This is a genomic window from Proteus sp. CA142267 (genome assembly GCF_003336825.1).
Classification (GTDB): domain Bacteria; phylum Pseudomonadota; class Gammaproteobacteria; order Enterobacterales; family Enterobacteriaceae; genus Proteus; species Proteus terrae.
The window spans coordinates 24,180-38,293 of sequence record NZ_QPMG01000004.1; the positions used below are offsets into that span (position 1 = coordinate 24,180).

11 protein-coding genes and 1 pseudogene are annotated in these 14,114 nt (G+C 37.6%); 7 read left to right on the plus strand and 5 right to left on the minus strand.

The genetic code is table 11. From position 1 onward, the window contains the following. Window positions 1-25: 25 nt before the first annotated feature. The 4 genes from C0T34_RS08735 to C0T34_RS08750 all read right to left on the minus strand — a co-directional run bounded on the left by C0T34_RS08735 (window position 26) and on the right by C0T34_RS08750 (window position 4,023). Complete coding sequence (locus tag C0T34_RS08735; RefSeq protein ID WP_109850020.1) at window positions 26-973, minus strand: hypothetical protein; 948 nt, start codon at window positions 971-973, stop codon at window positions 26-28. 200 nt (window positions 974-1,173) lie between these two features. After that, a complete protein-coding gene (rluB, locus tag C0T34_RS08740) occupies window positions 1,174-2,097 on the minus strand; it encodes a 23S rRNA pseudouridine(2605) synthase RluB (RefSeq protein WP_075672104.1) in 924 nt (307 codons plus the stop codon). 420 nt (window positions 2,098-2,517) lie between these two features. Next, on the minus strand, window positions 2,518-3,138 hold the full coding sequence (locus C0T34_RS08745) for an L-threonylcarbamoyladenylate synthase (RefSeq protein WP_023582284.1): 621 nt from the start codon (window positions 3,136-3,138) through the stop codon (window positions 2,518-2,520). A 24-nt stretch (window positions 3,139-3,162) separates the two neighbouring features. Continuing rightward, on the minus strand, window positions 3,163-4,023 hold the full coding sequence (locus tag C0T34_RS08750) for a PHP domain-containing protein (RefSeq protein WP_098943006.1): 861 nt from the start codon (window positions 4,021-4,023) through the stop codon (window positions 3,163-3,165). 306 nt (window positions 4,024-4,329) lie between these two features. Between C0T34_RS08750 and C0T34_RS08755 the strand changes: the two genes are divergently transcribed. The 6 genes and pseudogenes from C0T34_RS08755 to C0T34_RS08785 all read left to right on the plus strand — a co-directional run bounded on the left by C0T34_RS08755 (window position 4,330) and on the right by C0T34_RS08785 (window position 11,486). Beyond that, window positions 4,330-5,907, plus strand: coding sequence for an anthranilate synthase component 1 (locus C0T34_RS08755; protein ID WP_098943008.1), 1,578 nt, complete (start codon window positions 4,330-4,332; stop codon window positions 5,905-5,907). Next, window positions 5,907-7,500 (plus strand): annotated as a pseudogene (gene trpD / locus C0T34_RS18305) (bifunctional anthranilate synthase glutamate amidotransferase component TrpG/anthranilate phosphoribosyltransferase TrpD). The gene C0T34_RS08755 and the pseudogene trpD overlap by 1 nt, the downstream one beginning before the upstream one ends. Before the next feature lie 4 nt (window positions 7,501-7,504). Next, a complete protein-coding gene (gene trpCF, locus C0T34_RS08770; protein ID WP_109850022.1) occupies window positions 7,505-8,860 on the plus strand; it encodes a bifunctional indole-3-glycerol-phosphate synthase TrpC/phosphoribosylanthranilate isomerase TrpF in 1,356 nt (451 codons plus the stop codon). A gap of 39 nt (window positions 8,861-8,899) precedes the next feature. Then, window positions 8,900-10,090, plus strand: a complete 1,191-nt coding sequence (trpB, locus tag C0T34_RS08775; RefSeq protein WP_109850023.1) for a tryptophan synthase subunit beta — start codon at window positions 8,900-8,902, stop codon at window positions 10,088-10,090. After that, a complete protein-coding gene (trpA, locus tag C0T34_RS08780; RefSeq protein ID WP_098943018.1) occupies window positions 10,090-10,896 on the plus strand; it encodes a tryptophan synthase subunit alpha in 807 nt (268 codons plus the stop codon). The genes trpB and trpA overlap by 1 nt, the downstream gene beginning before the upstream one ends. 275 nt (window positions 10,897-11,171) lie before the next feature. After that, window positions 11,172-11,486, plus strand: coding sequence for a BON domain-containing protein (locus C0T34_RS08785; RefSeq protein WP_098943019.1), 315 nt, complete (start codon window positions 11,172-11,174; stop codon window positions 11,484-11,486). Window positions 11,487-12,162: 676 nt separating this feature from the next. On the opposite strand, the gene ompW is transcribed toward C0T34_RS08785, so the two are convergent. Further along, entirely contained in the window at window positions 12,163-12,810 is a 648-nt protein-coding gene (gene ompW / locus C0T34_RS08790; protein WP_098943020.1) for an outer membrane protein OmpW, read from the minus strand. A 433-nt stretch (window positions 12,811-13,243) separates the two neighbouring features. Here ompW and C0T34_RS08795 point away from each other — a divergent pair, with 433 nt between their 5' ends. Beyond that, window positions 13,244-14,017, plus strand: a complete 774-nt coding sequence (locus tag C0T34_RS08795) for a YciC family protein (RefSeq protein WP_098943021.1) — start codon at window positions 13,244-13,246, stop codon at window positions 14,015-14,017. The last annotated feature ends 97 nt before the right edge of the window (window positions 14,018-14,114 follow it).

Below are 14,114 nucleotides of genomic sequence, written 5' to 3' on the forward strand. Positions count from 1 at the left end.
CAATTATATAAAAATGAATGATTATTTATATTAAAGCTGGCTCACTTAATATACCAGCACCAAATATACGCCCTGTTTCATTTATCAGTTTAAAGTAAGCTTCTCTATCATCGAATATATCATTCTGTATTTGTTGATTATAAACCATAGCCATTGCCATTATATGAAAATGATATTCATTATAGTAATTTTGCTTTTCATTCGGATCACGTGAAGCTAAATAGGAATTAGTTACTTTATAAATAATTTTAGCTTCTTTCAGCATTTCGCCATTATTAAACTCAATATGACTCAATGTCGGAATAAAATCATCTGTTCGCGTATTTTCATCATTTATCCAATTGTATTTATCTTTTTCTTTATGAGCTTCTAATAAATTACGTCCTGCATAAACATGAATACCATATGGCTTTCTTGATATAAAATCTTGAAATTCAGATTGGGAAAAACACTTAGTTAATACATTTACTACCCCCTTATTACTCCAATCAGGTAAATAAGTTGGGATAGGTTCATTTAATGGGATTTCACAGCGGAAAACATTATTATCAATAAACATAGCATCAGAGCTATTAATAGCACCATGCACAAGTTGGCCATTAATCCAAATGGAACGCATTGTTAAGTACAAATGCTCACTGTCTTCTTTAGGAGAAAAAATAGAAGTAAAACTATAGTAGATTTCCCTAGATGGATTAATTATTCCGCCATGATTACCGGGATAAATCATAAAGGTTTTCTTCGCCCCATCGGCATCAACTAATACATGCTTTCCATTCTCTAATTTTATTTCTTTCACTTCACCGGTATTAAGCCAAAAAGAATTATTATCTATTTGAAATACTAACGGCGTTGTTTTATTGTTACTAATATAAAACACGCCAGACTGTGAGTTTGAATTAGTCGTTGGCTCACAACCCGTAGTAAGAGTAGTCGCACATAACATTGTTGTTAAATAAAAAGAACGATGCATATATCGCGTATACCTTATCGTAAAATATACAAATAAAATATTATTTTAATAAAAATGACTTCTCATCTCATTAATCTGTGCATCATAGTTTCATTTATGGAAAAAAGAAAGCTATCAAAAAAAAGAAGCACCCTATTCAATGAGTGCTTCTTTATGAAAAATGATATTTTAATTTAAAATAATAAATAATTATTCGCTAATTACTTTTTATTTCCTGCTGACTGACGACGACTTGACGCTCTTTTAGCAGGTGATGTTGAAGTGCGTGCTGAAATCTTAGTATGACGCTTAACAGCACGACGGATCTGATTCGCTTTGATGCGACGCTGATCTTTTTCTACTGCAACTTTTGTTACTGTTTCGTCGTTTAATTCAACTAACTGACGTAAATAGTTAATTTGATCTAATCCAAGTTCAACCCAACCACCACGTGGTAAGCCTTTTGGTAAATCAATATCACCATAACGAACTCGAATAAGGCGGCTAACTTGTACACCAACCGCTTCCCACATACGACGAACTTCACGGTTGCGTCCTTCAGTAAGAGAAACGTTATACCATTGGTTAATCCCTTCGCCACCACGATAAGAAACAGAGCGGAATGAAGCGGGACCATCTTCTAATTGTACACCGCGCGTTAACTGACGAATTTTGGCATCATCAATTTCACCAAAAACACGTACTGCGTATTCGCGCTCGACTTCACGACTAGGGTGCATTAAACGGTTAGCTAATTCACCATCTGTTGTAAATAACAGTAATCCACTGGTATTTACATCAAGACGACCCACTGCAATCCAGCGAGCACTGTTAAGGCGAGGAAGGCGTTGGAAAACAGTCGGGCGACCTTGTGGATCACTGCGAGTACACAGTTCACCTTCAGGCTTGTAATAAGCAAGCACACGACAAACATCTTTTTGTGCTTCACGAATATTTAGAATACGGCCATCTAAGCGGATTTTTGCTGTAGTGGTGACATCAATACGATCACCTAATTTCGCTTTTGTACCATCAATGCTGATACGTCCTTCTTGAAGATAACCTTCAATTTCACGGCGAGAACCATGACCTGAACGAGCAAGGATTTTTTGTAATTTTTCAGTGCGTTGCGATTTATCGCTCATGAAACAACCTCATGTGTCGCCTTCACAGGCGTCATAAAAATAGAATTAATTTTTAAAAATCAATTAAATAAAAATAACCCATGTTTATTAAAATAAGAAATAAACACAGGTTTATTGATTCAATAGTGAACAATGTTGATGATTTTTCACATCAACATTGTGATAAATAGTGCCGATAAAACGATGTTGGCAAAACTATAATGACAGCTTAACCATTTGTCTGCTTATCAAGTTACTGTGCTTAGCGCTTAAAATACGCGTTGATATAACCGATTTCAAAAACAGACACCGTGATTTTTATCGCAATGTATAAATTTAACACAAGCGATAGATCCCTTCACCTTTTATCTCTTTATCTCGTGATAAATTTCTTCGCTATCGAGTCATTTACTCCCAATTTAGTTTAATCAACCAAATTGCTTACTGAAATGGCGTAATATCACCCGTACCTTCACGTACAATAACTGGGGTATCTTCCGTTAAATCAATGACCGTTGTCGGTTTTTGTCCTAAATAACCACCGTGGATCACCAAATCAACTTGTTTACTTAATAAATCTTCGATTTCTTCCGGATCAGACTCCGCAAAATCATTGCCCGGTAAAATCAGGCTCGTTGACATTAATGGCTCACCAATATTTTCTAACAATGCCAGTGCAATTGGGTTAGAAGGAACACGCAACCCTATGGTTTTACGCTTATCATTCATCAAACGCTTTGGTACATCTTTAGTTGCTTTTAAGATAAAGGTGTAATTACCTGGGGTATTGTTTTTTATTAAGCGAAACACCACATTATCAACATAAGCGTAGTTAGCGATTTCAGACAAATCACGGCACATCAGTGTGAAATTGTGGTTTTTATCTAATTGGCGAATACGACAAATTCGCGTCATTGCATCTTTATTTTCTAAACAACAGCCAATAGCATAGCCAGAATCTGTTGGATAAATCACCACACCGCCTTTGCGTAAAATATCAGCACTTTGTTCAATTAAACGAGCCTGCGGATTATCAGGGTGAATATAAAAAAGTTGGCTCATACATCCCTCAACGAATTTCTAATGTTACTCTTGCCATAGCGACCAAACAGGTTCGACGCCACTGGGTAACCATAAATTACGCCCCAATTCTATCCACGAACAAGGGCGATGAAAATCAGAACCTAACGAAGCCTTTAACCCATAAAGTTGCGCTAATGCTGCGTGTTGTTCCCGTTCTTGTGGTGGTTGTTGGCATTGTGCCACTTCGATTGCGTCACCACCGAGTTGTTTAAAATAAAGCGTTAATCGTTTTAACCATTTAGAGGATAGACCATATCGTCCCGGATGCGCTAATACTGCAACACCACCAGCTTCATGAATTGCCGTGACAGCGTCACCGATTGAACACCATTGTGGTGGTACATAACCGGTTTTACCTTTAGCTAAATACCGTTTAAACACTTTATTAACCGAGGCAACATGCCCTTCATTCACGAGAAAACGGGCAAAATGTCCTCTTGTAACTTGTCCACCATGCGCTAAGGCTTTTGCCCCTTCAAATGCATTTGCAATACCTGCTTTTTCTAATCTCTCACCAATCATTATCGCTCGAGTTTCGCGACATTGGCTTTGTGACGAAAGAAGTGCCTTGATTGCGTTATGGTTGATATCAATATTCAATCCAACAATATGGATTTCTATATTCTCCCACAAAGTCGATATTTCGACACCTGATATCAGGGTAAGAGGCAGATTTTTTTCTGCAATATAATCATTAGCAGGAGTAATCGCCGCCGTTGTATCGTGATCGGTAATCGCTAAGACATTAATTTGACGCTCTATCGCTCTATCAACCAATTCTTCTGGTGAAAGCTCGCCATCTGACGCGGTAGTGTGGCTGTGCAAATCATAAATCACTCTTAAATCAGATAGCACTTCTGTCATCGCTTCTCCCTTTTCATCTTAGCAAGATAATAATTTTTAAAGAGTATGCCATAAAGTACTTGACGAACCTAACGCAATCCAGTTTACTAGTACACAACACGAGCTAGTCTATTAACTTATTATCTGTCGTTAGCTGTAAGGAGATCTTATGAATATCAATCAACGTCTTATCGCTCTTTGGTGGCGTAATACTCTTTTATGGGCGGTTTGATCTCCGACTTTACGTCAGTGATATCTAAAACCCGCCTACGCGGGTTTTTTTATGCATTAAAAACGGTTAGTAAAAAATAATATAGAGCGATAATAATGAATACGTCACTTGCATTCTCATTTAACACCAAGGCAACGCCACTGCCTTACCACAGTGAACCAGCTTTACTTTTCAATACATTATGTGAAAACAAACATCACACACTATTGTTAGAATCTGCACAAGTTGACACGAAAGCAAACTTAAAAAGTTTGTTAATTGTTGATAGCGCACTGCGTATCAGTGCAGTAAAAAATCAAGTCACTATTGATGCATTAAGCGTGAATGGGCAAGCTTTATTGCCTGCATTAAAAATCGCACTAAAAGAAAAAGCTTTCTTAACACAAGAGAGCGATAAACAGTGTGTTTTTACCTTTTCAGCACCAGCACAATATATTGATGAAGAAAGTAAATTAAAATCAGCCAGCGTATTTGATGCTTTACGCTTCTTTCTTGCTAATAAAGACACTAAAGATGCTAATGCTATTTTTGTTGGTGGTTTATTTGCTTACGATTTAGTCAGTGGATTTGAACCTATTCCTGAATTAGACACTGTTTTTTCATGCCCTGACTACTGCTTTTACTTAGCAGAACAATTAATTGTTATCGACCATCAGAATAAAGATAGTCAGTTAATCTCCATTGCTTTTACTGACGATAAAACGGAGTGTCAACGCCTCACTTCGCGACAAGCCGAGTTAATCTCGTTGGCCAAACAACCATTAAAACACCCTATTCGCCGTGCTTTAACAGCAGCAGAATCAACAATACAAGGCAATATGGATGATAAAGGTTATGGCGATATCGTAGAAGCAATGAAAACCTATATTCGTCGTGGTGATATTTTCCAAGTTGTTCCATCACGTCGCTTTCAAGTTGCTTGCCCTTCACCGCTTGCCGCTTATCAAGTGTTGAAAGAGAAAAATCCAAGCCCTTATTTGTTCTATATGCAAGATGCCTTATTCACAGTATTTGGTGCATCACCAGAAAGTGCATTGAAATATCAAACAAGCGATCGACAAATTGAAATCTACCCAATTGCAGGAACTCGCCCAAGAGGACGTAATGCAGATGGTTCGATTAATGCCGATTTAGACAGTCGAATTGAACTTGAAATGCGCACTGATACGAAAGAGCTTTCTGAACATTTAATGTTAGTCGATTTAGCGCGTAATGATTTGGCACGTATTTGCCAAGCAGGCAGCCGTTATGTCGCGGAATTAACAAAAGTTGACCGTTACGCTTTTGTAATGCACTTAGTTTCAAGAGTCGTAGGCAAACTACGTGATGACTTAGATATTTTCCATGCTTATCAAGCTTGTATGAATATGGGAACGTTATCAGGTGCACCCAAAGTCAGTGCAATGCAATTAATTGCTCATTATGAAAAAACAAAACGTGGTAGTTACGGTGGTGCCATCGGCTATTTTACTGGCGCAGGTGATTTTGATACTTGCATAGTTATTCGCTCTGCTTATGTTGAAAATAATATTGCAACTATTCAAGTCGGTGCTGGAATTGTGCTTGATTCAGATCCTCAAATGGAAGCTGAAGAAACACGCAATAAATCACAAGCGGTAATCAACGCTATTTTACAAGCTCATACAGATACACAACTGCAGGAGGCTTGCTAATGGCGACTATCTTACTGCTCGATAACATCGACTCATTTACTTATAACCTTGTCGATCAATTACGTAGCCTTGGCAATAACGTTGTGATTTATCGCAATAGCGTCACAGCCGATTTTATTGAACAAAAGCTACGTGAGCTCGATCACCCGATTTTACTGTTATCTCCGGGACCAGGAGCACCTTCACAAGCCGGTTGTATGCCTGAACTGTTAAAACGTGTATTAGGCACATTACCAATGATTGGTATTTGCTTAGGTCATCAAGCCATTATTGAGGCTTACGGTGGCAAAGTTTCTTCATGTGGAGAGATCTTACACGGCAAAGCAACATTAGCTGAGCACGATAACAGCAAAATGTTTGTGAATTTGCCTAACCCTTTACCCGTTGCTCGTTATCATTCGCTTTCAGGAGAACAAGTTCCAAAACAACTCATAATTAATGCTTGGTGCGATAACACTGTTATGGCGGTGCGTCACCGTCAACATAAAACGTGTGGTTTTCAGTTTCATCCAGAATCAATTTTAACCACAAAAGGCGCACAACTTTTAGAACAAACAATCGCATGGGCATTAACTCCTAAAGGAGACGCATAAAATGGAAACTATCTTCAACAAATTATTTAGCGCACAACAGTTAACATTAGAAGAAAGCCAAACACTGTTTAGTGCCATTATCCGCGGTGAGTTAACGGAATCACAATTAGCAGCAGTTTTGATCAGCATGAAAATGCGTGGTGAACATCCTCAAGAAATTGCTGGCGCAGCGCGTGCATTACTTGAAAATGCACAACCATTTCCTCGCCCTGATTACACTTTTTGCGATATTGTCGGCACAGGGGGAGATGGCGCCAACAGTATTAATATTTCAACAGCAAGCGCATTTGTTGCAGCTGAAGTCGGTATCAAAGTGGCGAAACACGGTAATCGTAGCGTATCCAGTCGCTCCGGCTCTTCTGATTTATTAGCGGCATTTGGTATCCCTTTAGACAGAAGTGCTGATGATGCACGCCAATTATTGGATGAAGTGGGTTTATGCTTTTTATTTGCACCTCAATATCACAGTGGTTTTCGTTTTGCAGCCCCTGTTCGCCAACAACTGAAAACACGCACATTATTTAATGTATTAGGCCCTCTAATTAACCCTGCTCGCCCACCATTAGCATTAATTGGTGTATATAGCCCAGAGCTATTGATGCCTATTGCAGATACATTAAAAGTTTTAGGTTATGAGCGTGCGGCCGTCGTTCACAGTGGCGGAATGGATGAAGTTTCATTACATGCGCCTACTCAAGTCGCTGAATTACGTAATGGTGAAATTACACGTTATGAACTCACACCAAGTGATTTTGGTCTTCGCCCTTGTGCCATTACTGATCTAGAAGGTGGTACACCTGAAGTAAACCGTCAATTATTAGCAGATTTACTACAAGGTGAAGGAAAAAGAGCACATACCGAATCTGTCGCAGCTAATGTCGCTTTATTAATGCGTTTACATGGGCAAGAGGATTTAAAAATGAATACTGAAGTTGCTATGCACGCCATTTATAGCGGTAAAGCAATAGATCGTGTAACTGCATTAGCAGCAAGAGGATAAGAGCATGACTGTATTAAACGCCATTGTAAAAGATAAAGCTGAATATCTGATTGTACGTAAAGCAAACCAACCGCTATCAGAATTTGTGCACCAAATAGAGCCATCAACACGTTCGTTTTATCAGGCATTAACTCAGCCTAATACTGTTTTTATCTTAGAGTGTAAAAAAGCATCACCATCAAAAGGCTTAATCCGTGCTGATTTTGATCCTGCGACGATTGCAAAAATTTATCAGCCTTATGCTGCTGCAATTTCTGTATTAACCGATGAAAAATATTTTCAAGGGAGCTTCGATTATTTACGTCAAGTCAGTCAAGCTGTTCATCAGCCCGTTTTGTGCAAAGACTTTATTATTGATGAATACCAAATCTATTTAGCACGTTTTTATCAAGCAGATGCCATTTTATTAATGCTTTCTGTCTTAGATGATGAGCAATATCGTGCGCTATCAGCCGTTGCTCATCAATTAAATATGGGTGTATTAACCGAAGTAAGTACAGAAGAAGAGCGTCAGCGTGCCATCAATCTTAATGCCAAAGTTATTGGTATTAATAATCGTGATTTGCGTGATCTCTCTATCGATTTAGCTCGTACCCAGCAGTTAAGCCAAGGATTGCCCCAAGATGCAATCGTGATCAGTGAGTCAGGTATTCATACCCACCAGCAAGTTCAAGAGTTAAGCCAATATGCTAATGGTTTTCTGGTAGGCAGTGCTTTAATGTCACAAGACAATATCGACCAAGCAGTGAGAGCACTCGTTTTGGGAAAGCATAAAGTGTGCGGGTTAACTCGTACACAAGATGTAAAAGCGGTTTATCAAGCAGGTGCTTATTATGCAGGGTTGATTTTCGCAGAAAAATCCCCGCGTAAGGTGACGTTGTCACAAGCGAAAGAGTTAATAGCACAAGCTCCCTTAGCGTTTGTGGGCGTGTTTCAAAATCAACCTATTGAGCTTATTTGTGACTATGCCGAAAAACTTAATTTATCTGCCATTCAATTACATGGACAAGAAGATGCGCAATTTATTGAACAACTTCACCAGAAAATCCAACCTAATTGTGAAATTTGGCAAGCGATAAATATGGCAAACCATACTGATATTCACCCCGTTGCACTCGTTAATAAATATGTACTTGATAACGGAACAGGTGGCACAGGAACAACATTTAATTGGCAAAAAATTCCTAATACATTACGTGAAAAAGCATTACTTGCAGGTGGTCTTAACAGTGAAAACTGTTTAGATGCGGTTAAAACAGGCTGTATCGGGCTTGATTTTAACTCTGGAGTAGAATCGGCTCCTGGCATAAAAGATATACAACGCCTGAATCAGGTATTTGCACAATTACAGCTAAGCTAAATCTCACAAAAATAAAATTTTAAACAGGATGACATCACAATGAGAAAACTTAACCCCTACTTTGGTGAATTTGGTGGCCAATATGTACCTGAAATCTTAATTCCTGCATTGGATCAACTCGAACAAGCTTTTATTGATGCACAAAACGATCCGTCATTTCAGCAAGAATTCCAAGATTTATTAAAAAATTATGCAGGCAGACCAACGGCATTAACGCTTTGCCGTAATTTAACAGAAGGCACTCGAACCCGTTTATATCTAAAACGTGAAGATTTACTGCATGGTGGTGCTCATAAAACTAACCAAGTATTAGGTCAAGCCTTACTAGCAAAACGTATGGGTAAAACTGAAATTATTGCAGAAACAGGAGCAGGCCAACATGGTGTTGCAACCGCTTTAGCCTGCGCACTGCTTAATATGAAATGCCGTATCTATATGGGTGCGAAAGACGTCGAACGTCAATCACCTAACGTATTTCGTATGCGCTTAATGGGTGCAGAGGTTATTCCTGTTCACAGTGGTTCATCTACCTTAAAAGATGCCTGTAATGAGGCTTTACGTGACTGGTCTGGTTGTTACGATCGTGCGCACTACTTATTAGGAACAGCAGCAGGCCCTCATCCTTATCCAACAATTGTCCGTGAGTTTCAACGTATGATTGGTGATGAAGCCAAAGCACAAATTCTAGAGCGTGAAGGTCGTCTACCGGATGCAGCTATCGCTTGTATTGGCGGAGGCTCTAATGCTATCGGTTTATTTGCTTCCTTTATTCCTGAAACTTCAGTGCAATTGATTGGTGTTGAACCTGCAGGTAAAGGTATTGAAACCGGTGAGCATGGCGCACCACTGAAACATGGTAAATTAGGGATCTATTTTGGTATGAAATCCCCAATTATGCAGACAGATGAAGGACAAATTGAAGAGTCATATTCAATTTCAGCAGGTCTTGATTTCCCATCTGTCGGGCCTCAGCACGCACATTTAAATAGCATTGGTCGTGCTGATTATGTTTCTGTTACCGATGATGAAGCCATTGAAGCATTCAAAGCACTTTCTCGCCGTGAAGGGATCATCCCAGCTTTAGAATCTTCTCATGCATTGGCTTATGCACTGAAATTAATTGAACAAAATCCTGATAAAGAACAGTTATTAATCGTGAACTTATCCGGTCGTGGCGATAAAGATATTTTTACTGTAAACGATATTTTAGCAGCAAGAGGAGAAATCTAATGAGCCGTTATCAAGTATGCTTTGAAGCACTAGCACAAAAACAACAAGGCGCATTCGTTCCTTTCGTCACATTAGGTGATCCTTCTCCTGAGCTGTCATTACAAATAATTGATGCGTTAATTGAAGGTGGCGCAGATGCATTAGAGATTGGTATTCCCTTTTCCGATCCACTTGCTGATGGCCCTACCATTCAAGGTGCTAATTTACGATCACTAAATGTAGGTGTGACCCCTACTGATTGCTTTGTACTTTTAGCAAGTGTACGTAAAAAACATCCTAATATTCCTATTGGCCTATTAGTTTATGCCAACCTTGTTTTTAGTAATGGCATCGATAATTTTTATAGTAAATGCGAGCAAGCAGGTGTGGATTCCGTCTTAATTGGTGATGTACCTCTGCGTGAATCAAAAGAGTTCCGTGAAGCAGCGCAACGTGCCAATATCAGCCCTATTTTTATTTGCCCACCTAATGCTGATGATGAACTTTTACAAGAATTAGCGGCATCAGGTAAAGGTTATACCTATTTGCTATCAAGAGCCGGCGTAACGGGTACAGATAAACGTGCAGAACAATCGCTAACACATCTTACTGACAAACTAAAAACCTATAATGCCCCTCAGGCATTACAAGGGTTTGGAATTTCAGAGCCTAAACAAGTAAAAGAAGCGATTGCAAATGGCGCGGCTGGCGCAATTTCAGGCTCAGCGGTTGTGCAAATTATTGAGAAAAACCTACACCAGCCAGATATCATGCTTAAAGCGCTCACTCAGTTTGTTAAAGAAATGAAAGCGGCAACTATTGCCTAACCTTCTTATTTGATCCGCCTTAGAAGAATAGCCTGCTATTTTTCTAAGCGGATTACTCTGAAATCTACACTGATTAACTCACGCTTTTTATTACCTATTTTGCTGCTTAACCCGCATAAAATGGTGTAATATCCCCTCTTCTCTTATTTCAAGAGACTTGAACTGTACTGATAAAAATTTGGCAAAACTCTATTTTTTGCACATACTTTATAAAGCGCTTTATATTTTCTTTTCAGAAATACTCAATCAATAATGTGATTAAAAGGAGTTTTATGATGAAACTATGGGCAAAAATATCTGCTGTTATGACGGCGTTACTTATGGCGTTTACCTTATCTGCATGTTCACCTACTGCAACATCAGAAGGTACAGGGGGTTATTTTGATGACTCCGTGATCACCACTAAAGTTAAGACTGCACTAATCGGTGAAAAAAATCTTAATTCAACACAAATTAGCGTCGAGACATTTAAGGGTAAAGTTCAACTAAGTGGTTTCGTCTCTTCGCAAGCGGATGCTAATCGTGCCATTGAAACGACACGCAAAGTTACAGGTGTAAAAGGCGTTATCAACTCAATGGTTATTCGCTGATCCCCTCTTTATTCTAGTCTTCCTTTAGCCTTACTTTTTAGACCACCTTTTCGGTGGTCTTTTTTTGCCAAGTATTTCATTTTTAGCATTTGCTTTTATTATAAAGCAGATCAATTTTTATAAAAAACGCCAATGGATTAAAAAAAGGTTATTTTTACCTAGCATTAATAATCGTTCATAAAAAGAGCAATGCAAAAGAATAATTAATCATTTACTGATTGAAATTTGATCTTCATGTTTTTATAAATATGCCCTATCTTAAACCTCTTTTATTCTTCTTTTACTTCTTTCTATCTCTTGATAGATAAAGTACTTTTGCTAAAATCAAATTAAAGGTGCATTTTAAATACATCTATTTAATACTCTCTTTTCTTTATTAAAAGCTCGTTAGTTTTTAATAAATAAAAATACTCTTTCTTATCTTATTAAGATGGTGTAAATAAAAGATATATATAAAATACATCTTTCTTATTATTTTAATATTAAATATTTTATTTAAAATGCATCTTTTTTTATTTATCGTTATTTTTAATTACCCATAAGTAGTGTATTCAACAATAAACTAGAGACTTTATATTATCTAAAAATGAAAGGCTTTATTCGAATTTAAAAAAACAAAAAAAGCGAAGATAATCTTCGCTTTTCATTAAGAGATATTCTTTTAAAGAAAGAATAATTAGAAACGGTAACCCACACCAAACATAAAGACAAATGGGTCTAAACGTGTTTTAACGTCAAAGTCTTTATTAGCAACTTCACTGTTGAATCTTGCTTTTGTTTCGATGTTCATCCACCAAACAGAAGCATTCAGCATCCAGTTTTTATCGAGGTTATAATCTAAACCTGCTTGTGCTGCAAAGCCCCATGAATCCTTAAGATCAAGTCCATTTAAACCTAAACCATCAACAGCTGGGTTATTATTGAATTTCTCATCAAAGAACGTGGTAAAGTTAAGACCTGCACCTAAATAAGGGCGTAGTTTGTCTTCACCATTACCGAAGTAGTATTGCGCCATTAATGTTGGTGGTAAATGTTTAACTTTTGCAATTTCGCCAACACCAGTTAATGATACTTTATGTTCAAAAGGAGTAGCTGCTAATAACTCAACACCAATATTATCAGTAATCATATACCCAAAAGTTAAACCTAATTGAGTATTATTATTTACTTCAAAATGGTCGCCACCTAATATTGCATCAGAGCCTGCATTTGGACGAACAGTTGCAGTACCAGCACGGAATAAAAAATCACCGGCTTGGTGAGCGAAAGAAATAGAAGGCGCAAGAGTTGCAGCCGCTAAAATAAGCGCAGAAAGTTTTTTCATTATTTAACCCATTCCTGTAATAAGTAAAATCTCCGCTAAAAATATAACCATTTATTGATAATTATGATCTAATACCGATCACAACTTTGGAATTATTTTTGCAGAAAGTGTTATTTCTCTTTTTATTATTTATCAATGCTATTATTTATAATTGATCCACATCAAATTACCTATTAATACAATTTTTTCTTATAATTAAATTTATTCTTAGTAATACTTTTTGAATAAAAAATATCCTAAAAAGATTAATTTAAAAATAAAGTTATTCTTATGTTAATATTATGTTTGTTTTATTTTAAATTCTGTGCATATTCTGATTATTAACATCAAGAAAAAAACCAAATAAGAGAAGTAAGAGAAAATATCCCTTTTTGCTGTTGTAGAAGGTACAATAGCGCGCATTGACACAGTCTATTTTTATAGGAGCAGTTTCATGCCTACCACGGCACGCACAATCTACCGAGACAGTCTGAATTTTTATAAGAATGAACGACGTAGTATTGTTACCCTTTCCGCTATCCTTGCTGTTGTGTTAGCGATAGTTCATGTCTTAATTGGCCCTAATCCTCAAGAATATCAATTGATGATTGAGTTTGTGGCTAATTTTAAAAATACACAGCTTTCTTCTACTTCTCCTGCTGAATTAGAAGCAATGTCAAACAGTGTCGTGGGTATCGCCAAAAAAGTGTTATCACTGTATGCATTTGAAACACTACAGCAGAGCATCTTGGTGCTAACCTTATTGATGTTTGCTATGGCAATCTCTGCAGGTCACAACGTCACCCTTGGTCAAACATTTAACGCATGTTTACCTCGCTTACCAAAAATGTTTTTACTGATTGTTCTGTGCTCTATTTTGATTAGCGCAGGTTTTATGGTGATGATTATTCCTGGCATCATTTTGCTAATCGGTTTTGCATTAGCGCCCGTTGTCTTAGTGCGCCAACAAAATATGGGAAGTGCAATACGTTTAGGTTGGAAGATTGGGTTTAGTGAGTCTGGCTCACTTATTCCTGCTTTAGGTATTTGGATCTTATTGCAGTTTGGTATTGGTTTTGTGAGTAATCTTACAATTCAACTGCCTGATCTTATCCATAACTTCTTATTCTATTTTCTGAAAAATATGGCTTCAGCGTGGATGATTATTTACCTATTTCGTTTATTTATGTTGGTTGAGAACAAATACATAACGCAACAAACGCGCTAATCTATTCAAGACATAGCTATCCACAAAATTTACCGATAAAAAATCCCGTGTATAAGCTAACGACTTATCACGGGATTTTGCTTTTTATTCATCACTA

Bases quoted from the DNA above. Each gene is read 5' to 3' on its own strand.
- C0T34_RS08735 (WP_109850020.1), bottom strand. From the start codon at position 973: ATGCATCGTTCTTTTTATTTAACAACAATGTTATGTGCGACTACTCTT.
- rluB (WP_075672104.1), bottom strand. From the start codon at position 2,097: ATGAGCGATAAATCGCAACGCACTGAAAAATTACAAAAAATCCTTGCT.
- C0T34_RS08745 (WP_023582284.1), bottom strand. From the start codon at position 3,138: ATGAGCCAACTTTTTTATATTCACCCTGATAATCCGCAGGCTCGTTTA.
- C0T34_RS08750 (WP_098943006.1), bottom strand. From the start codon at position 4,023: ATGACAGAAGTGCTATCTGATTTAAGAGTGATTTATGATTTGCACAGC.
- C0T34_RS08755 (WP_098943008.1), top strand. From the start codon at position 4,330: ATGAATACGTCACTTGCATTCTCATTTAACACCAAGGCAACGCCACTG.
- trpCF (WP_109850022.1), top strand. From the start codon at position 7,505: ATGACTGTATTAAACGCCATTGTAAAAGATAAAGCTGAATATCTGATT.
- trpB (WP_109850023.1), top strand. From the start codon at position 8,900: ATGAGAAAACTTAACCCCTACTTTGGTGAATTTGGTGGCCAATATGTA.
- trpA (WP_098943018.1), top strand. From the start codon at position 10,090: ATGAGCCGTTATCAAGTATGCTTTGAAGCACTAGCACAAAAACAACAA.
- C0T34_RS08785 (WP_098943019.1), top strand. From the start codon at position 11,172: ATGAAACTATGGGCAAAAATATCTGCTGTTATGACGGCGTTACTTATG.
- ompW (WP_098943020.1), bottom strand. From the start codon at position 12,810: ATGAAAAAACTTTCTGCGCTTATTTTAGCGGCTGCAACTCTTGCGCCT.
- C0T34_RS08795 (WP_098943021.1), top strand. From the start codon at position 13,244: ATGCCTACCACGGCACGCACAATCTACCGAGACAGTCTGAATTTTTAT.